This window comes from Parasutterella secunda, from assembly GCF_016901835.1.
Lineage (GTDB): Bacteria > Pseudomonadota > Gammaproteobacteria > Burkholderiales > Burkholderiaceae_F > Aphodousia > Aphodousia faecavium.
Map to the genome: position 1 here is coordinate 1 of NZ_JACJKX010000021.1, position 18,703 is coordinate 18,703.

Sequence of the window (18,703 nt, forward strand, 5' to 3'; positions counted from 1 at the left end):
CAAGCGACAGCAACCGGCGGTACGACTCATGAGCGACCGCTGGTCTTTGTCAGGTTGGAGTTCAAATCGAAAGCTACAAGTAATTTGCATAATTTGGTATGTTATCAAATCAAACTTCACTTTTAGATGCATTCAGTTTCTTATATCCCCGCCATTAATGACGAGGTCTTACGAAACCTTTGATAAATATTTTCGACCCAAAATGATACAAGTCTTCGTATCAAAATTACGGCATGTGTATCGGCCAAAACGATATTTTTTGTAAAGCTGTTACACATTGAAACACTGTGCCTCTTTAAATCAGAAAAATTGCTCTCACATAGTCAGTAGAAAGTGATGAGCATTGACCGTTAAGGTCATGTAAATCAAAAGGTTACTCGGGACCGAGGCCCTCAGAAAAGCCATTAAGAGCCTTGCCCCCGATGATGAGTTTTGAGGAGTTTGAGATGTTATTTCCTACAGTGTACGGTGAAAACCTTTTTGATGATTTAGACGATATGTTCGGTTTGACCTCTTATGAAGGTCAGCGCAGACACGATCCTCTTTTCGGCAAGAACGCATCGCGCATCATGAAGACCGATATTCGTGAGACTGAAAAGACTTATGAATTGGACGTTGATCTGCCCGGCTTTAAGAAAGAAGACATTCAGGCCCAATTAAAGGACGGTTATTTGACTATTACGGCTAACAAGGGTGTCGAACACAATGAACAGGATCAAAAGAGCGGTCGCTATATTCGTCGTGAACGCTACAGCGGCTCTTGCTCAAGAAGCTTCTACGTGGGTGAAAACATCACCGAAGAGGACATCGAAGCCAAATTTGAAAATGGTATTCTGCAAGTGACTGTGCCGAAGAAGGCTCCTGAAGTACCGGTTCAAAAACAAATTATGATCAAATAACTGTTTTTAAGCCCTATCTTTAGCCCGCACGAGTACTTTTTGAAAGCCTCGTGCGGGTTTTGTTTTTTGGGGAAGTAAAAAAAGTTTTGGATCACTCGTTTTAGTGGTACATTAAAAAGATATGTTCACAATTTTGTCATATTGATTCTGCAAAATTAAATTTAATCCAATCGCATGATTTTGTTGAGCTTTATGGACAAAATGAACGAAACAAATAAGAATTCGGTAGCAGATCATGAGAATCCGGCTGCCACAACTTCAATGGGTGATAAGGTGGAAAACAAAACCGAAGCCAATAAACCGGCCGTCCGTTCGGTGCCTGCCAAGAAGACGGTTGCAACGACGAAGCGTACAAGAAGTCGCAGTACCCCTAAAAAAGAGGCCATTGTTCCGGTGGTCAAGGCCGGCAAACCGGTGGATGTCACCAATCCAGAGTTTTATCTCAATCGTGAGATCAATTGGATTGATTTTGACCGCAAGGTTCTTGAGCAAGCCGAAGACAAGTCGGTGCCGTTACTGGAACGGGTGAAATTTCTTTCCATCTTCTTTAATAACCTTGATGAATTCTTCATGGTGCGTGTGGCTAACGTTTGGAAACAGGTCCAAAGCGGAGCCGAGGCCACCGGTGCCGACAAACTTCCTCCCAGACGCCAATTGTCTGAAATCGGCCGACGTGTGCGGGACTTGACCGATGAAGCCGAAGAACTTTGGAAAAAAGGTCTTTTGCCGGAATTGGAAAAGCAGTCGATCCGTATCGTTGATTACGCAGGTTTACCCCAGAAGAAGCGGGAAATATTGAGTAAGTATTTCGATAACGAAATCTTCCCGATTTTGACGCCGCAAGCCATTGACTCAGGTCACCCCTTCCCGCTCGTTTCAAATACGAGCATCAATTTCATTATCGAATTGGTAAGCGAGAAGGATAAAAGTGACATTCGCTACGCCCGTGTGAAGTGCCCGAATAATGTTCCTCGATTCCTCTATTTGCCCAAGGGTAAGGAAGACATTGACCCCAAGTTGGGTTTTGATTCCTCCTATAGCGAAGTCAATGTCGTGTTGGTTGAAGACTTGATCGACGGCTGCATGGGTAAGCTTTTCCCGGGCTACAAAGTAAACGCCTCGGGACAATTCCGTATTACCCGCAACACCGACGGTGAGATCGAAGAAGACGAGGCCGATGATCTGTTGGCGGCGGTTCGTGATTACGTTGATCAAAGACGGTTCGGCGACATCGTTCGCTTGGAGATGGGGCGCGGCATGCCCGTGCGTCTGGCCGATATTTTGATTGAACACCTGGAAGTCAAGCCTCACCAGATTTATAAGCAAAAGATTCCTCTTGCTTTCTCGGACTTTATGTCTTTGGGTTGCATTGATCGCCCGAAGCTGCAGTACAAGCCAGATCCCACAAAGCTTGCCAAAGAGCTTGACGGAGAAACAGATTGCTTTGAGGCACTCAAAAAACGCGATGTGGTGCTCTACCATCCTTACGATCGCTTCCAAGCGGTACTCAATTTCATCGATCAGGCTGCTCGCGATCCGAAGGTTGTGGCTATCAAGCAAACGCTTTATCGGTGCGGGAGCAATTCACCCGTGATCCGTAGCCTTTTGGAGGCCCGCCGTCGCGGCAAACAGGTCACGGCAGTTGTGGAATTAAAGGCTCGGTTTGACGAAGAGCGCAATATCAACTGGGCCGAAGAGCTCGAACGCGCAGGTGTCAATGTCGTCTACGGTTTTGTGGGCCTGAAAATTCACGCCAAACTTTGCTTGGTTGTGCGCCGTGAGGAAGGTGGTGTCAAGCGCTATGTGCACATCGGGACCGGTAACTACAATGCCTCCTCGGCCAAGATTTATACCGATTTGGGATTGATTACGGCCGATGAATCCATTTGCGCAGACGTCACTGATCTGTTTAACGTCATGACCGGGTGCGGTGAAATTACCAATTACCGTAAACTCTTTGTTTCACCGAAGAGCCTGCGCCCGTCCATCACCAAACTGATTCAGGAAGAAGTGGCTCTGCATCGGGAACATGGTAACGGTCACATCATCATCAAGTGTAACCAGTTGGTTGACGGTGACATCATTGCGGAACTCTACAAAGCGAGCATTGCCGGTGTGAAAGTGGAGTGCGTGGTCCGCGGTATCTGTTGCCTGCGTCCGGGCATTGCCGGGTTATCCGACAATATCACGGTCAAATCCATCGTCGGTCGTTATCTGGAACACGCCCGTGTTTATTGGTTCAACCACAATGGTGATGAGCGCATGTACATCGGCAGTGCCGACATGATGAACCGAAACCTAAACGGTCGTATCGAAGTGCTCACGCCGATTGACAACGAAAAGATTCGTCGCAATATTATGAACAACATCCTGCGTCTGCAGCTGTCCGATACCGAACAGTCCTGGATCATGGAACCCACGGGTGCCTACAAGCGCTACGTTCGTGCCAAGGGTGTTAAAAAGGTTGATGCACAAAACGCTCAGAATCATTTAAAGAGTTTGTACTGAAATGCCTAAGCTCAATCATCAGTATGTGAACTTGGCCGAGGACTCGGCCAAGTCACAGTCAACGTCTTTTGTTCGGCCCAACCCCACCGTAACCCGTGTGGGTTTTGTGGATTTGGGCAGTAACTCGTCAAGACTGACCGTAGTGGAGTTCGACCGTCGAGGTCGAGTCACGGTTTTAAACCGTGTCAAAAGTATGGTGCGTTTGGGCGAAAGAGCTTTTGAAACCAAAGAGCTCCAACCCGAGGCTATGCAGCGGGCTTTGTCGTGTTTGAAGGATTTCGCTCAAGTCTGTCGCTCATACGGCGTCACGGAAGTGGTAGCGGTCGGTACCGCTGCGTTGCGTGTTGCCAAAAACAGCCTTGACTTTGTGCGCCTCGTGAAAGAAAAAACGGGGATTGATCTGCAGGTGATTTCGGGCGACGAAGAAGCGCGTCTGATTCGCGTGGGGATTTGGGATTCACTGCCCAAAACCAAAGACGCTTTTCTCTTTATCGATATCGGCGGCGGCAGCACGGAAGTCTCTGTCTCCTCGAGAGAAAAAATATCGTTTCTTGAGTCGCTCAATATCGGTTGCGTGATGATGACCGATGCCTTCAGAGGCAATGCACAAGGCAAAATCAGTAGCGGTGTCTTCAATAAGATGCAGCAAAAGGCGATGGAAAAGATCCAACATGCGCTAAAAGGAATCAAGCACACTTCTTACAGCGCCGCCATTGCCAGTTCCGGTACCGCTCAGGCACTGCTCACACTTGCTCAAGCTAAATTCGGTGAAAACGGTGGTTTTGAACTAAAACCTCAAGGCATTGAATTAAAGCGTGCCCAAATTGCCGCTTTAGCCAAGTCTCTGTCTCAAATGACAGCGGCTCAGCGTGAGCGTCTGCCGGGCCTGAGTCCCTCTCGTGCTCAGGTTATTGTGGGTGGCGCGGCCATTTTGCTGACGATTTTACAAGCACTCGATTTGCCCTGCGTATACATCACGCCCAATAACCTTCAGGACGGTCAAGTAGTGGACTATCTGGAACGTCACTTTAAACGTGACGGTAAGAAGGAAAATTACTGGCGCCGCAAGAGTGTGAAGACTCTGGCCAAACACTATCACTGTGAAAAGGCCCATGCCGAGCATCTCGAGACACTGGCTCTGAGCATTTTTGAACAGGCCGGAAAACTCAAACTCTATGCCGAGCAACCGGGACTGGAAGAACTGTTGGGTTACAGCGCCCGCTTGCACGATATCGGTATTGCCATTTCGTATGACAAACACTACATGCACGGCGCGTATCTGGTGCGCCACTGCCCGTTGCTGGGCTTTACCGAGCAGGAAGTGTTGACGATGGCTCGGTTGGTGTTTTGGCACTCCCGTCCGAGCGGTGAGTTGCCGGCCTTTTTATCAGGACCGGTGGCAACCGAGGCAGAAAAATGGGCAGCCCTTTCGCTTTTCATAGGGGAAAACCTCGATCGTACACACCGTTCTGTTGTCCAAAATGTCAAACTGGTGAAAAAAGACAGGGCCTTATCTTTGGATGTCACATTGGGGGTGCCGGCTCCTCTGGAGGAATCCTCTGTCGAGAAAATCCGCAAGCACACAAAGCGGGTGTTGGGTGAAGCCATTGATGTTCGCTTTCACCTGCATGATCGGGAAATTGAGATCGTTTCTATTTAATACAAAGTCGGAAGAGCAGCAAACTCTGCCGACGGCTTTGTCCGTTGCGGACAATTTTCAATTCTCTTTTGTAGGGCGTTCGTCGTTTCGTTCCTGAACCACTCGCTCAACGGCGCTACTTAAGGACTGTTTCCGGCACCGGGACGTAAAGGCCGAGACCCCGCCCATGAGGCCGGCCACGATGTAAAAGACCGCTCCGGCACCGATTACGCTGCCTGCACCACCGAAAATAATCGGTAAGGTCGTATGACATAAATTAATCAGCATGGTGCGCAAGCCAAGAGCTTCGCCCGTGCGACCCGGAGGTGACTCGGTGTGAATCAGGCTCATCACGTTAGGTTGAGAAGAGCCCAACGCCATGCCGAGAAGGAATGCTACGCAAGCGAGCAGATAGAAATTTTCGAAAATCGGAAACAGTGCATAAGAGATTGCACCGAGTGCAAAAGCACAGGTGATCGTTTGCCACTCGGATAGGTGCCGCGAGATGATCGGCATGAAAAGACGCACAAAGAACGTTGCGGCAGCAAAGACACCCAAAATCCAACCGACCTGACTGGCGCTTAGTCCGATCTCCGTGCCGTAAACCGGAATCATGAAGCTTTGTAAGTCCCAAGCCATGGACATGAAGGAGCTTGCAATCAGAACGTTTCTCACGTGCGGGATCGTCATCAATTCAAAGCTGCCCTTGCGTTTGACGACCTTCGGTCGATTCCACGTGGCAGGCAATTTCGGGCGAATCAGTACCACAAAAGTGAGCAGTCCCAATACCACGGACGAAAGCGCCATGATAAAGGAGCTCTGAAAACCGATGTGATCGATCAGGTAGCCGCTTGCAATCGGGGCGCTAAGGTTCGCGGTCGAGTAACCCATCGCTAAAAAGGCAAAGTTGTTGGTTCGACCGGCAACGCTTGAGAGGTGGCCGACAAGTTGCTGATTGGTCATCGAAACCAACATGAAGCCCAGGCCGTTAATCATGCAGGCAGCAAATAAAGGCCATAGGCCGAATGTTTTCACTTCAAAGAAAATCGGCAGGACGGCAGCGACCGTCATGATGAGAATGCCGTACAGAACAGGTTTTTTGGGACCGACTGAGTCAATCCACTGACCGGCTCGAATGGCAAAAAGGGCAGGCACGAAAGCAAAAAGCGCCATCATGATACCCACTTCCAACGCAGTGCCGTGCTCATACAGGCCGTTAAGGGAACACGTGACACGATTGGCCACACAGCCGATCTGAACTACGACCGTGAGCAGAATCACTTTGAGAATAGTGGGTGACATGTTTTTTACCGTAAAAAAACAAAGCCACAGCGGTTGACGGCCACTGTGGCTTTAGTTCGCGTGATGAGAAACTGTTCAGAATTACTTACGGATAATCAACAGCGGCACATCAGCGATAGAGGCAATACGCGTGGCGGTAGAACCCATGACCGCAGCCTTAAAGCGACCGTAACCGTGAGAACCCATCACCAGGATATCGAGGTGACGTTTCTTGCAGTAAGCGGCGATTTCGTCACCGGGGTTACCGACCAAGCAAACTTCTTTGGGTTTGACACCCGCTTTTTCGAAAAGCGGCAATACCGGGTCGATCGCTTCGGCAAATTCGCTCTTTTGCAGTTCAACCACTTCATCTTCAGACAAGGCGGGCAAAGCCATACCGGTCATATCGGGCATGACGGCGCCGGCGTAGTCGCTCACCGTGTTAATGAGATGAATCTTGGCGGCCGGACCACCGAAGAGGTCCATTTGCTTGATTGCGTACTTCACAGCGGCGGTACCGTACTTGGAACCGTCCACGGCAATACCCACGTTCAATGCATCCGTTTCCGGAGCGGCCTTATCGCGCAACATCAAAAGCGGCACTTTGGTCAAAGCCAACACGGCGTTGGTGACAGAACCAAAGAGCAAGCCCTTCAAAGCAGAGCGGCCATGAGAGCCCATGATCAGGAGGTCCACTTTCATTTCTTCGGCGACCTCGGCAATGATTTCAGCCGGTACACCCACTCTGGCGATTTCTTCGGCAGCCATCTTGGCTTTCTTCAAAATCTTACGGGCGGGCTTAAAGGCCTTTTCGCTTTCGTCCTTGTAGTAATCGTCCAAGGCTTCACGGCTCACAAGACGGCTCGCACGGGCGGGCAGAGGGGCCTGCACATTGAGCAACACAATATGCGGTTCATGGCCGATCAACGTCGTACGGCTAGCCACGAAAGCTACCGCGTTGTCACTGTAAACACTGCCATCAACGGGAATAAGGATTTTCATAAAGCATCCTTTTGTAAGAATAGTAAAACAGTCGTTCAATTTCATACGAAGAGAAGTGTGAAACCGAACACTTCTGCCCAAGCCCTTTGCGGGTCCGCGAGCAATCCAAAAAGAAGATCAATTCACAAGCGTTGAAAAACGAAAATTTCCATTAATCTCCTTACAATCACTTTAGCGCCATTTTGGGGGGAGCGCTAGCCTTAAGAGCTTGTATTGTGCTTTTTGTCAATTAAAAATTCATGAATACTGCAGATAAAAGACGTTTTGGTGGTATCAGCCGTCTGTTCGGACAAGAAGGTTTGGAGTGTTTAAACCGCTCTCATGTTACCGTGGTGGGTGTCGGAGGGGTCGGCAGCTGGGTTGCCGAAGCTCTGGCTCGCACGGCAGTCGGTCATATCACGATCATTGACGGTGATACCGTCGAAGAAAGTAACACGAATCGGCAATTGCCCGCTTTGCAGGGTCATTACGGTGAGAAGAAAGTACAGGTTTTAGCCCGCAGACTTCAGGCGATTAATCCTCTGGCAGAAATCACCCCAGTCGAGACATTTGTGGATGGGACAAATTTCGATGAAACGATTCCTTGCTGCGATGTGATCATCGATTGCATTGATTCGTTATCGGCCAAGACGATGCTTGTGGCTCGGGCAAAAGAGAAAGCCTCATATGTTTTAACAAGCGGCGGAGCGGGCGGAAAAGTTGACGCCTCGAGAGTCGCCTTCACCGATATTGCGCATGTTAAAGGGGATTCGCTTATTGCTGCCATGCGCACAAGACTTCGTAAAGATTACGGCTTTCCGAAAGGCAAAGACGGAGAAAAATCCAAACCTTTCGGGATCGGAGCGGTCTACAGTGATGAACCGGTCTGTCCCAGTCAGGACGGCGAGGCCGGTTTCGGAGTTTTCATGGGCGTGACGACCACTTTTGCCATGAGACTCGCGCAAGCCTGTGTTCAGTATCTGTTGAGAGCACAAAACAGAAAAGAAAACTGAACGATCATTCAATGACGGGCAAGCTGACAAAGCGCAAACTTTTTTCTGAAAAAAACGCCTACACTGAGAGTGAGTAGAGTACGTACCGTACTTGGAGACTATATGTATAAGAAGATTCTTGTTCCGATTGACGGCAGTGAGCTGTCCTATATGGCTGTGGCAGGAGCCGCCTCCTTTGCCAAACATCTTGGTGCTGAAGTTTACGTATTGACGGTGATTGAACCGTATTCCTATACGAATTTGAGCGAATACCGCCCCGAAAGTATCGAGCAGTATGACCAACGGGTGAAGGATCAGGCTAAGGAGCGCTTGGAAAAGGCCCGTGAATATTTTGATAAGGTGGGCGTGAAGGCAACGATTTGCTCAAAGAAGAGTTTCTCGCCCTCTGAGGCCATCATGGATGTGTGCGAAGAATTGGGTTGTGACTTAATCTTCATGGCAAGCCACGGTCGTAAGGGCTTAGCCGCAGTGCTTTTGGGTAGTGAAACGCAAAAAGTTCTCACTCACTCCAAAGTGCCCGTGATGGTTTACCGATAAACGGACAAATCAGACAAAATCGGTACAATAGAGTACTGTTATTTTCGATTGGAAATAACCTCGTGCATGGCTTGTAAAAGACAGGCGGCACGAGGTTTGTTTGTTAAAAAGGATTATTAAAAATGGCCGATCTCGACCAAATGAATGCTGAAATGGATGTAAACGCTCTCGTGCGTGAAGAAGTCATTACCGATCGCAAAATCGGAACCATTCGTGTGCTTACGCCCGTGACGCTTGAAGGTGTGCGCGACATGACGCGTGAAGTGGTTTATTTGGGTGAAACTCAAATCATGACGCAAATGGGACCGTTACCCATTTCTTTCCAAATCAAGGCAACGAGCTTAGCTGAAGCCGTCAAGGGTTACGGTGAAGCAGCTAAGGCCGGTGTTCAGGAAACGATTGCTAAACTCGAAGAAATGCGCCGCGAGGCCGCAAGCAAAATTGTGACTCCGGGTGATGCTGGTTTTGCGGCAGCAGCGAGCAAAATTCAAATGCCCTAAAGCATTATTAAAGACCCATGACCATCAAAGGTTTTGACAGAAAAGAAATGGCAAATCTGCCCTCGCGCCTGCTTCGCGACGGGCGTGCCGCCAATGCTCGTGTGACTTGTGTCACGTGGCAGGGCAGAGAGTGGACGGTTAAAGATTTTTCTCCCAGAAATTGGTGGGTGAGAACATTTTTGGCTCCTTTTCTTTTAGGCCATGAATTTAAGATCCTGCAGCACTTAATCGGTGTTGAGGGGGTGGCTAGCGACTCCTTCGTGATCGATCGGCATGCGATCGCCATTGAATTTTTGCCGGGTAAGCCCTTGGGTAAAAAAGATCCCGCCGAAATTGATTCCGAATTTTTAGCTCAGATGGAAGCGCTCATGAATCGAGTCCATGAGCGAGGCATCGTTCATCTGGATACGCGAGGGACCGGCAACTGGTTGGTTTCGCCTGAAGGCAAACCGCTTCTTATTGATTTTCAGGCAGCACTGACCACCGGCTGGATGCCCGCTTCGTGGCGTCGCATCATTGAATTGGTGGACATGAGTGGCGTCTATAAAAAGTGGAAAGAGTGGCATCCTGAGACCATGGGCGCAGAGCGTGAGGCGCTTTTTCAAGAGGCTCAGCACTGGCGGCGCAAATGGGTCTTTGAGGGCTACTTCGGTAAAAGAAAGCGCCGCCGCGCCAGAAAGAAACGTTCCTATTAATTTTTCCATAGGCAACCCTTTTTCGGCTGCCTATTTTCAACTTTTTTAAAGGTATCGGTACCGTTATGGCACAGTACGTATTTACGATGAACCGCGTCGGCAAAATTGTTCCGCCGAAGCGGCAAATTTTAAAAGACATCTCTTTGTCCTTTTTCCCAGGCGCCAAAATCGGTGTTTTGGGATTAAACGGAGCGGGTAAATCAACCCTTCTGAAGATTATGGCAGGCGTTGATACCGATATTGAGGGCGAAGCTTTGCCGATGCCCGGTATCAAAATCGGGTATCTGCCGCAGGAGCCGCAGCTCGATCCCAACCACACGGTTCGTGAAGCTGTGGAAGAAGGGTTGGGCGAAGTGCTCAATGCTCAAAAGCGGCTTGAAGAAGTTTATGCGGCCTACGCTGAGCCCGATGCAGACTTTGATGCCCTGGCTGCCGAACAAGCCAAGCTTGAGGCCATCATCAATGCAGCCGGCACCAACGCTGAAACCCAAATGGAAATTGCAGCGGATGCTTTGCGCCTGCCGCCTTGGGAAGCCAAAATTGAACATCTCTCGGGTGGTGAAAAGCGTCGTGTCGCCCTTTGCCGTTTGCTCCTGTCGCAGCCCGATATGCTGTTGCTTGACGAACCGACGAACCACTTGGATGCCGAAAGCGTGGAGTGGCTCGAGCAGTTCCTGCATCGTTTCCCGGGTACCGTTGTTGCTGTGACGCACGATCGCTACTTCTTGGATAACGCAGCCGAATGGATTTTGGAATTGGACCGCGGCGAGGGGATTCCTTGGAAGGGTAATTATTCATCCTGGCTGGATCAAAAAGAAAAGCGCCTTGAAATTGAAAAGCGTCAGGAAGACGCTCGTATGAAGGCGATTAAGCACGAATTGGAATGGGTGCGACAAAATGCCAAAGGTCGCCAGGCTAAGAGCAAAGCGCGTTTAGCTCGTTTTGAAGAAATGAGCAGCTACGAGTATCAGGCTCGCAACGAAACCAATGAAATCTTTATCCCCGTGGCCGAGCGCTTGGGCAATAACGTGATTGAATTCAAGCACGTCACCAAAGGGTTCGGAGACAGACTCTTAATCGATGATCTGAGCTTTAAGATTCCGCCCGGAGCCATTGTCGGCGTGATCGGTCCTAACGGTGCCGGTAAATCCACGCTCTTTAAGATGATTTTGGGTAAAGAAAAACCCGATGCCGGTGAAATTGAAATCGGCCAAACGGTCAAAATCAGTGCAGTCGATCAAATGCGTGACTCGTTACCGAATGACAAAACGGCTTGGGAGGCCGTAAGCGACGGGCAGGATATTTTGCAGGTCGGAAAGTTCCAGATGCCTTCTCGTGCCTACTTGGGTCGGTTTAACTTTAAGGGCGGAGACCAGCAAAAATTGGTTGGTACCCTCTCAGGTGGTGAACGAGGCCGTTTGCACTTAGCAAAGACCCTGCTTGCCGGCGGCAATGTATTGCTTTTGGACGAACCCTCCAATGACTTGGACGTTGAAACGCTTCGTGCACTGGAAGATGCCTTGCTTGAATTTGCCGGTTGCGCAATGGTGACGTCTCACGACCGTTGGTTCTTAGACCGTATTGCGACGCACATCCTTGCTTTTGAAGGGGATTCCAAAGTGGTTTTCTTTGACGGAAACTACACGGAATATGAAGCCGATAAACGCAAGCGCCTGGGCGAAGAAGCCGCAAGACCGCACCGCTTACGCTTTAAACCTTTGAAGCACTAAGGCAGGTATCAAAAGGACAGCCCGGTTGCTTTTTAACTCGGAGGTTGGTGGTTCAAACACCAACCTCTCATTGTTCAAGCGTTAAAATTTCCCCAAAACTTTTGTTTTAGGACCGGTTCCTTCTTCTTTTAAATCCCGTATCTATGGATATCGTCACTGTCAAACCTGCCAGAGTCGAACTCAACGATGGGAAACCGTATTCGCCTGAGTTCGGGGATATTTACGCAACCCGAAGCGGTGCTTACGGTCAGGCTTGCTCGGTGTTTTTATCCGGTCGTGATATCCCAAGTCGTTGGGCCTCTAAAAACACTTTTACGATATTGGAAAACGGATTCGGTTTGGGGACCAACTTTTTGGCTACGTTAAAGGCTTGGCGCGAGGATCCCAATCGAAGTGAGCACTTGGATTACGTGAGCCTGGAATGCTTTCCGGTCAGTTCTGAGGAAATTCAAAATTATTGTGCACCGCAATTATGCTTAGAGGCCAGTGAATTGGCTCAAAAATGGCCCGTTTGTATTCCGGGTTATCACACTCTTTACTTTGACGACGGGCGTGTGCGTTTAATCCTGATTTTCGGCGACTCACTGAGTCTTTCAAAAAAACTGGCATTGAGTTATGACGCTCTTTATCTGGACGGATTTGCACCGAGTAAAAATCCTCGGATGTGGGAGCCGGAATTACTGAGAAATCTTTCCCGTTACGCCAATGAAGGTGCGACGGTGACGACATGGTGCACGAGCGGCACGGTCAGAAGAACGCTTGAAGCAGCCGGATTTGAATTGCAGAAAAAAGAGGGGTTCGGCAAGAAGCGAGAGCGCCTTTTCGGTCAGATGAGGGCTCGTCGCTCCAAACACTTGATTTCCCCGGTTCGCGACGTGGTGGTGATCGGAGCGGGGTTGGCCGGCGCCAATGTCGCCTACAGCCTTGCAAAGCGTGGAATCGATGTTCGGGTTATTGATGAAGGGCCGGTTCCGGGCTCTGCCGCAAGCGCCCTGGCCTGGGGTATTTTGCATCCTCATTTCACACGAGACGACAGCCCACTCGCGGTTTTATCACGAGAAGGTTTTCTTCTGACACGCAACCGTTTGAGGGAATTGCAAGAGCAAACCGGTATCGCTCTTTTTAATCAGTCGGGTTGCCTGCAAATGGCGCATAGCGACGAAATCTATGAGCAGTGGCTCGATGCCCGTACTCATCGCTTGCCGTTTAGCCTCCCGACCGATTACGGCAGTCTTTTAACTCAGCGTGAAGCCTCCGAAGTGAGCGGTCTGGACTTGAGGCGGGGCGGGTGGTTTTTCCCTCAGGCCGGTATGGCCCGAGCGGGAGCATTCTGTCGGACGTTGATCGAGGCAAGCGGCGCAAGTTATCGTAGCAATACGACGGTTTCATCTTTAGTGAAAAAGGGTGATTGCTGGCAAATCATCGGTTCATTTGCCGAGGTCATGGATGAAGCTTCTGACGTTGTTGTCTGTACGGCTATCGATTCGGCAAGACTTTTACGAGCCGACTATCTGGGTCTTGAAGCATTGCCCGGGCGGATAACCCTTCTGCGCGATACGGACTTAACTCAATTGAAGTGCCCGGTAAGCGGTGAAGGATACATGGCGCACTTGCCCGATGGTTACTGTGGGGTGGGCGCTACTTATGAACTAAAGCGAAACGGCCCATGGACAGAAGAAAAGGCTCATTGTGCTAATTTGGAAAAGTTAGACTCTTTGCTCAATCAGTCTGCCGAAGTTGTTGTAACGGGAGCGTATTGCGGCGTCCGAGCAGCAGGCCCCGGTCGCCTGCCGGTTGTGGGGCATGCGGTCGATGAAGGAGCATTTTTAGAGGCTCTTCGAAAAGATCCTCATTTGATCGAACAGTTGAATTTGGCCGAGCAGGCAGGTCTTTGGGTGTTATCCGGTCTGGGGTCGAGGGGATTATCCATGGCTGCTCTTTGTTCTGAAGTATTAGCCGGCCTGATGTTGGGTGTGCCGATGCCCACCGAACCTCGCTTACTTAAAACATTGGCGCCTTCGAGGCATCTCAGGCGCCAATGGAAAAATGAGCAAATTCTCTAAAAACTAAGCGTTTTTACCACAGCAGTTTTTATATTTTTTCCCTGAACCGCAAGGGCAGGGATCGTTGCGTCCTACCTTCGGTGTGGTGCGGCTCACAGGCTTATTGGGCAGATTAAGTCGGGCAATTTCAATAACACCCTTCATCATCTCAAGCATCCCTTCTTCAAGATTACGTACGGGGTGCTCTTTTTCCACGGCAGCACGGATAGCCATATTTTGTTCGTAATCCGGGTCGCTTTCGTCGAGTTCAAGGAAGCGGTGGATTCGGCAAAGTTGAGCCTCAATAGCTTCGGTCACGTCAACACGGTCGCTGTATTGGGCCAAAGCGTTATAAAAGCCCATGGCCCACGGCTCCAGCGCAGCAATACCGTCAGCACCCGTGACGGGCTCTCCGTTTTCATCTTCAAGAGGGAAGATGATGGGGTTATAAAATTGACGCTGTGCCTGAAATGCGCGGATCTCCTGCAGTCTTTGAGTGACAAGACGCTTGACTGTTTCCGGTTCATCGACTTCGCAATCGCTTCCCTCTTCGTTGAAGATATACGGGTACCACTCAGACTCTTCTTTTAAGGGAGGATTTAACAGCGCGATCGCCGATAAAAAGCCATCGAGCATGCTCACATCAAAGGTATCGTCTCCGCTGTTGCTGGTTGCGAGCAACTCATCGAGGCGGTTGATGTCTTCATCGGTTAAGGGGCGAAAATTTTCAGTCATAGTTTTTTCCATTAAAAAACGCCGCATTAGTAGCGGCGCTTAAGAACCTTCGTGAGGTCATGGCTTATTGAGCGCCGTTTTCGTTAGCTTTGTCAGCCAATGTGTTATCACACAATGCAATCAAGGAATCAATTTGACCCTTGGAGCGATTCATGTCTTCAACGGCCTTATTCATTTCCTCAACGGCTTGGCGTTGAAGTAAATTTTCATAGGCAATGCGAAGTGCGGCAAGCACTGCAACCGAGTCGGGCGAGAAGACCTTGCCCGGCTGATGGATTTCCTGCATTTTATTTTGCACGAGCTCAGCGCAGGCGCGCAAATTCGCTTCCTCTTCCGGGGCCACCGCGAGGCGGTAATCCCGTCCCATGATGGTCAATGTCAAGGTTTTACGCGCAGTCATCATGGAACTCTATTAGAAATTCATCGGTTGGTCGTTGCTGACCGTTTGTTGGGCTTTTTCAATTGAACGGATCAAGGCATCGAGTCGTTCAATGGCTTCCTGCGTTTCGGCTTTGGTCAAACCGGCTTCGTTTTCTTTTTGCGTCAAAAGCGCCTGCAATTGTTCATTTTGAGCGCGCAAATCGTTGACTTCTTGAATGAGAGCCCGAACACGGTCGGCTAAAAGTTCAAGCTTTTCCTGCATTTTATTTTTGTCCTATGGCTATTGTTATTACAGAGCGTTTTGCTCAACGTCTTCCTCAGCTTTTTGTGCTTGGTCGACAACGGTCAAATTGGAATTGTCAGCCTTGAAAGCTTCCTTGTCGCCCAAAATCATTTGGTCGGCTTGGGTTTCTTCAGGCATCGGGGTGAATTCGTAACGTGTCAGACGGCCGGAGTCGTCAAAGTACACCGTCAGGCGACGCATTTCGGGATCACCGAAGCGGGGATTGATGTAGTAGAGGTAATCCCAACGGTTTTGGTGGAACATGTCACGCAACAGCGGCACACCTAACAGAAATTGCACTTGAAGCTGTGTCATGCCCAAATGCAGTTGGTCAACCATTTCTTTGGTGACCAAGTTACCTTGGTGAGTATCCGGACGATAGGGATTGATGACGGAGGTGATGGCTTCAGTCGGTTGGAACCATTCATTGAAAGCATTCCACTGCGACTCAACTTGGGCGCAACCGCTCAGAACGAGCGTGCTCGCCAAGGCGCCCGTCAAGAAACATTTTTTGTACATAGCAGACACGTTACTTCAGTGCGTTAATCTCTGATCCCTGAATAATAAACTAATGCGTGCGCTTGCGCCTATAGGAAATTCAAAAATAGTGTGTTTAATCCGATTATTGACGTCTCAACAGAGTAATTGCCCGTGTTATGATTAGTCAAATAATGTCGGTGGGAAAGATTACCCCGCTCATCAGCAATCCGAGGTTAATTAATTGAAATACGATCAGAGTGATTTAAAAAGTTTAGGGCTGAAGGCAACGGCTCCTCGCCTTCGTATATTGGCACTGTTTCAAAAAGCGGCTTTAACGGAAAAGCGCCATCTGACGGCCGATGAAGTTTTTTCTCAACTGCGGGAAGAAGGTGAAGATGTCGGTTTGGCAACCGTTTACCGTGTTCTGACACAGTTTGAAGTGGCCGGTCTTTTGCGTCGCCACCACTTCGACACGGAAAGTGCTTCTTATGAATTGGGTGAACCCGAACACCATGACCATTTGGTGTGTTTGCAGTGCGGCAAAATCGAAGAGTTTGTGGACGTAGACATTGAACGCAGACAACAGGAAATTGCTTCGCGCTTTGGCTTCACGCTCGATCATCACACCTTGTGTTTGTACGGCATTTGTAAAGAATGCCGTGAAAAGAACGCTGCGAAATAATCGCTTGAGTCTTTCCGATCAAGCTGATTGAGCATCTCACTGTTCTAATGAGAACTTGATCACTGCCGAGTCCTCGTTTGTACAAACAAACCTCTTAATTGATAAGGATTGGGCGACCTTACAATGAGTGCTTTGGAATGCTGATGCGCTCTAGGGATGCGCTGTTGGAAATGGAAAGAGTGAAATCCATTGAGGTTCTGTTAACAATTTTCAAAACGAGTCAACTAAAAGTAGCATTTCAGAGAATTTGACGAATCAATTGGATCAATATTTGAGCTATAAAGACTAAATAATCTGAGCTCATTTTGCTTTTAAAAAATATTTGTATTTTGAAGTATTAGCTTGGAGGTTCTTCTTTAAACAATCACAGTCATAAAATTCACTAAACTCATTTGGTTAACATAATTTCTAGGACATTCAATAAGTTTTTCAGAACAAAAGCGTTCATTTACTTATGACAAGATCAAAGTATTCAACATATACGATTCGAGTGTTCGTACCTATGGCGTAAACTTGGTTGTGCGTTATTTTTATATTTTGGGATAAAGGATCAGAAATACTAGAGAAACATTGGATAGAACAAAAAAATTAAATAAAAAATTGAAAACGCTTTAAACAATAAATAATCTACTTATGCTAGCGATCAATAGGCATATCAAACTTGCTTTTGTGTTGTAAAAATAGGTATCCTGATCCTATAACTCATTCTTTTACTGGGAGAATCTTATGAAGATACAATCACTCACAAAAATAACCATTGCAGTGCTAGCGACTTTGGGCGCACTTCAGGCACATGCTTATGTACACGAAAGCACTGGTATGGATACGCAGGTAGATGGTATCCATGAGATTGACTCTGATAGACTTTTCAATTGGAAATTTATTGGAGCTAATTATGACAATAACGGTCCAGGAGTAATACAAGAAGTAGAGGGAGAAACACAAATATCTTTTCCCATTATTGATGATTACGGTGATCATTCAGTTGAAGATTTCGATGCGAATACATACTCGGATGTCGCTTATACAGTAACAGGTCAAACCTTGCTGAATGTGTCTCCTCAAATTGAATATGTGACAATTTATGGGGCTGGTGTAGTTTACGGTTCTGTTGGACTTTACGGTCATAATTCAGCGACAGTAGATGGTGATGTTACCTTAGAAGTCCGTGATGTTGGTAGTCGATCCGCTCCGGTAGATACAGAAATCAATATTTTTGGGGCTGGAGGGGTTGAAACATTCACTGGTGATGCCAGTGTAGAAGGCAACGTAGCCATTAATATCCAGAATGTCTATGGTCAAGAGGTTGAAATTATTGGAGGTGGGCGTGTTAACGGTGTTGCACCTGAAGGATTCGAGAATTACCCAACCGGAAAGGCTGATGTTTCTGGAACGGTTGCAATCAATGTTTCAAATTCAGACTTTGGCCAAGGTGGTGGTATTTTTGCCGGAGGGGACGCTGAAGGAGAAGGTATTACCGCTAATGTAGGCGGAGTTTCAGTGGTTGTAAGCGATGTTACTTTCGATTCAGAAACCGCTGAAGAGCCAATTAGTGCAATTTTTGGTGGAGGTACCTCATACACATACGGGACAGCTGATGTTTTGGGAGATGTCAGTATTCGCTTGGTACGTAGTTCTGTTGATATTGTTGCTGGTGGCGGAGAAACGCTCAATGACGTTGAAGGCTCCTTTGAAAATCCCTATGGAAAATCTGCACAAGTACACGGCAATGTTTCAATCTATCTGACGGACTCAAAGGTCAAAATGTTATTGGGCGGCGGTACTACTGATGGAGCAATTTGGGGTGATGACGAGCACTGGAGACCGATTGACGGTGAATACGGAGATGTATCAGTTGGTGGCGACGTACTTATTACCGTGTCGGGGAATTCGGAAGTAGACAGTGTCTATCTTGCTGGTTCTGGAGTCGGGTCTAATGTAAAAGGCAATTCCACATTGCTCATTGATGGTAATAACACACGTATTGGTCATATTTACGGAGCCGCCTTTAACAGTGAAGTAGAAGGTATTGCCAAGATTGCTTTCGGCTCTGACTTCAACGGGACATTTGACACACCTTACGAAGCCATCGATGAATTGGAAGCTCTCAATGGTTCCAATGTTGCGATTACCGTAACGGATACTGAAGCCGCCCAAGGTCTGACTCTGTCCGGTGCAGGCAACTTTAATGCCGATATCCGATTGACATCCGGTACTTTGACGGTAAACGGTAAGGTTAATGCAACAGCACTTAGCCTGACCGGAAATGGCGGTTTGGTTATGGCACAAAACGGTGTCCTGACCACAACAACCGATC

At 48.4% G+C, this 18,703-nt stretch carries 18 protein-coding genes; 11 read left to right on the top strand and 7 right to left on the bottom strand.

Going from position 1 to position 18,703, the window contains the following annotated elements:
- Nucleotides 1-132 (bottom strand): helix-turn-helix domain-containing protein (locus H5985_RS09660; protein WP_205050920.1); only part of this gene is annotated, 132 nt, incomplete at its 3' end.
- Between the two features lie 314 nt (nucleotides 133-446).
- Here H5985_RS09660 and H5985_RS08580 point away from each other — a divergent pair.
- The 3 genes from H5985_RS08580 to H5985_RS08590 all read left to right on the top strand — a co-directional run bounded on the left by H5985_RS08580 (nucleotide 447) and on the right by H5985_RS08590 (nucleotide 5,067).
- On the top strand, nucleotides 447-899 hold the full coding sequence (locus H5985_RS08580) for an Hsp20/alpha crystallin family protein (protein ID WP_205050903.1): 453 nt from the start codon (nucleotides 447-449) through the stop codon (nucleotides 897-899).
- A gap of 201 nt (nucleotides 900-1,100) precedes the next feature.
- Complete coding sequence (gene ppk1, locus H5985_RS08585; protein WP_239481745.1) at nucleotides 1,101-3,407, top strand: polyphosphate kinase 1; 2,307 nt, start codon at nucleotides 1,101-1,103, stop codon at nucleotides 3,405-3,407.
- A gap of 1 nt (nucleotide 3,408) precedes the next feature.
- The gene (locus H5985_RS08590) at nucleotides 3,409-5,067 is read left to right on the top strand and encodes a Ppx/GppA phosphatase family protein (protein WP_205050905.1); all 1,659 of its coding nucleotides are present in this window, start codon (nucleotides 3,409-3,411) and stop codon (nucleotides 5,065-5,067) included.
- A 57-nt stretch (nucleotides 5,068-5,124) separates the two neighbouring features.
- Here H5985_RS08590 and H5985_RS08595 read toward each other — a convergent pair whose 3' ends face one another.
- On the bottom strand, nucleotides 5,125-6,348 hold the full coding sequence (locus tag H5985_RS08595; protein ID WP_205050906.1) for an MFS transporter: 1,224 nt from the start codon (nucleotides 6,346-6,348) through the stop codon (nucleotides 5,125-5,127).
- Nucleotides 6,349-6,429: 81 nt separating this feature from the next.
- Nucleotides 6,430-7,329, bottom strand: a complete 900-nt coding sequence (locus tag H5985_RS08600) for a universal stress protein (protein WP_205050907.1) — start codon at nucleotides 7,327-7,329, stop codon at nucleotides 6,430-6,432.
- A 239-nt stretch (nucleotides 7,330-7,568) separates the two neighbouring features.
- Between H5985_RS08600 and H5985_RS08605 the strand changes: the two genes are divergently transcribed.
- The 6 genes from H5985_RS08605 (at nucleotide 7,569) to mnmC (ending at nucleotide 13,846) form a co-directional block, all read left to right on the top strand.
- Complete coding sequence (locus H5985_RS08605; RefSeq protein ID WP_205050908.1) at nucleotides 7,569-8,321, top strand: tRNA threonylcarbamoyladenosine dehydratase; 753 nt, start codon at nucleotides 7,569-7,571, stop codon at nucleotides 8,319-8,321.
- Nucleotides 8,322-8,423: 102 nt separating this feature from the next.
- Nucleotides 8,424-8,858, top strand: coding sequence for a universal stress protein (locus H5985_RS08610; RefSeq protein ID WP_205050909.1), 435 nt, complete (start codon nucleotides 8,424-8,426; stop codon nucleotides 8,856-8,858).
- A gap of 122 nt (nucleotides 8,859-8,980) precedes the next feature.
- Complete coding sequence (locus H5985_RS08615) at nucleotides 8,981-9,358, top strand: hypothetical protein (RefSeq protein ID WP_205050910.1); 378 nt, start codon at nucleotides 8,981-8,983, stop codon at nucleotides 9,356-9,358.
- A gap of 17 nt (nucleotides 9,359-9,375) precedes the next feature.
- Nucleotides 9,376-10,053, top strand: coding sequence for an RIO2 family protein (locus H5985_RS08620; protein WP_205050911.1), 678 nt, complete (start codon nucleotides 9,376-9,378; stop codon nucleotides 10,051-10,053).
- A 65-nt stretch (nucleotides 10,054-10,118) separates the two neighbouring features.
- Nucleotides 10,119-11,783, top strand: a complete 1,665-nt coding sequence (gene ettA, locus H5985_RS08625; protein WP_205050912.1) for an energy-dependent translational throttle protein EttA — start codon at nucleotides 10,119-10,121, stop codon at nucleotides 11,781-11,783.
- A 143-nt stretch (nucleotides 11,784-11,926) separates the two neighbouring features.
- Nucleotides 11,927-13,846: a bifunctional tRNA (5-methylaminomethyl-2-thiouridine)(34)-methyltransferase MnmC2/FAD-dependent 5-carboxymethylaminomethyl-2-thiouridine(34) oxidoreductase MnmC1 gene (gene mnmC / locus H5985_RS08630; RefSeq protein ID WP_205050913.1), complete on the top strand. Its 1,920-nt coding sequence runs from the start codon at nucleotides 11,927-11,929 to the stop codon at nucleotides 13,844-13,846.
- A 3-nt stretch (nucleotides 13,847-13,849) separates the two neighbouring features.
- On the opposite strand, the gene H5985_RS08635 is transcribed toward mnmC, so the two are convergent.
- From H5985_RS08635 to H5985_RS08650, 4 genes are all read right to left on the bottom strand, one after another.
- Nucleotides 13,850-14,560, bottom strand: a complete 711-nt coding sequence (locus H5985_RS08635) for a UPF0149 family protein (protein WP_205050914.1) — start codon at nucleotides 14,558-14,560, stop codon at nucleotides 13,850-13,852.
- Between the two features lie 64 nt (nucleotides 14,561-14,624).
- Nucleotides 14,625-14,960: a cell division protein ZapA gene (locus H5985_RS08640; RefSeq protein WP_205050915.1), complete on the bottom strand. Its 336-nt coding sequence runs from the start codon at nucleotides 14,958-14,960 to the stop codon at nucleotides 14,625-14,627.
- A 12-nt stretch (nucleotides 14,961-14,972) separates the two neighbouring features.
- The gene (locus H5985_RS08645) at nucleotides 14,973-15,203 is read right to left on the bottom strand and encodes a hypothetical protein (RefSeq protein WP_205050916.1); all 231 of its coding nucleotides are present in this window, start codon (nucleotides 15,201-15,203) and stop codon (nucleotides 14,973-14,975) included.
- A gap of 27 nt (nucleotides 15,204-15,230) precedes the next feature.
- Nucleotides 15,231-15,743: an outer membrane protein assembly factor BamE gene (locus H5985_RS08650; RefSeq protein WP_205050917.1), complete on the bottom strand. Its 513-nt coding sequence runs from the start codon at nucleotides 15,741-15,743 to the stop codon at nucleotides 15,231-15,233.
- Nucleotides 15,744-15,945: 202 nt separating this feature from the next.
- On the opposite strand from H5985_RS08650, the gene fur reads away from it, so the two are divergent.
- Nucleotides 15,946-16,386 carry a ferric iron uptake transcriptional regulator gene (gene fur, locus H5985_RS08655; protein ID WP_205050918.1) on the top strand — a complete coding sequence of 147 codons (441 nt, stop codon included), beginning with the start codon at nucleotides 15,946-15,948 and terminating at the stop codon, nucleotides 16,384-16,386.
- Between the two features lie 726 nt (nucleotides 16,387-17,112).
- The coding region (locus H5985_RS08660) for an autotransporter outer membrane beta-barrel domain-containing protein (RefSeq protein WP_205050919.1) at nucleotides 17,113-18,703 on the top strand (1,591 nt) is incomplete at its 3' end.

Excerpts from the sequence above, each read along its gene's own strand:
- H5985_RS08605 (WP_205050908.1), top strand. The coding sequence starts at position 7,569 with ATGAATACTGCAGATAAAAGACGTTTTGGTGGTATCAGCCGTCTGTTC.
- H5985_RS08645 (WP_205050916.1), bottom strand. The coding sequence starts at position 15,203 with ATGCAGGAAAAGCTTGAACTTTTAGCCGACCGTGTTCGGGCTCTCATT.
- H5985_RS08600 (WP_205050907.1), bottom strand. The coding sequence starts at position 7,329 with ATGAAAATCCTTATTCCCGTTGATGGCAGTGTTTACAGTGACAACGCG.
- H5985_RS08590 (WP_205050905.1), top strand. The coding sequence starts at position 3,409 with ATGCCTAAGCTCAATCATCAGTATGTGAACTTGGCCGAGGACTCGGCC.
- H5985_RS08615 (WP_205050910.1), top strand. The coding sequence starts at position 8,981 with ATGGCCGATCTCGACCAAATGAATGCTGAAATGGATGTAAACGCTCTC.
- H5985_RS08595 (WP_205050906.1), bottom strand. The coding sequence starts at position 6,348 with ATGTCACCCACTATTCTCAAAGTGATTCTGCTCACGGTCGTAGTTCAG.
- H5985_RS08580 (WP_205050903.1), top strand. The coding sequence starts at position 447 with ATGTTATTTCCTACAGTGTACGGTGAAAACCTTTTTGATGATTTAGAC.
- H5985_RS08635 (WP_205050914.1), bottom strand. The coding sequence starts at position 14,560 with ATGACTGAAAATTTTCGCCCCTTAACCGATGAAGACATCAACCGCCTC.
- ettA (WP_205050912.1), top strand. The coding sequence starts at position 10,119 with ATGGCACAGTACGTATTTACGATGAACCGCGTCGGCAAAATTGTTCCG.
- H5985_RS08620 (WP_205050911.1), top strand. The coding sequence starts at position 9,376 with ATGACCATCAAAGGTTTTGACAGAAAAGAAATGGCAAATCTGCCCTCG.
- ppk1 (WP_239481745.1), top strand. The coding sequence starts at position 1,101 with ATGAACGAAACAAATAAGAATTCGGTAGCAGATCATGAGAATCCGGCT.
- H5985_RS08610 (WP_205050909.1), top strand. The coding sequence starts at position 8,424 with ATGTATAAGAAGATTCTTGTTCCGATTGACGGCAGTGAGCTGTCCTAT.
- H5985_RS08650 (WP_205050917.1), bottom strand. The coding sequence starts at position 15,743 with ATGTACAAAAAATGTTTCTTGACGGGCGCCTTGGCGAGCACGCTCGTT.
- mnmC (WP_205050913.1), top strand. The coding sequence starts at position 11,927 with ATGGATATCGTCACTGTCAAACCTGCCAGAGTCGAACTCAACGATGGG.
- H5985_RS08640 (WP_205050915.1), bottom strand. The coding sequence starts at position 14,960 with ATGACTGCGCGTAAAACCTTGACATTGACCATCATGGGACGGGATTAC.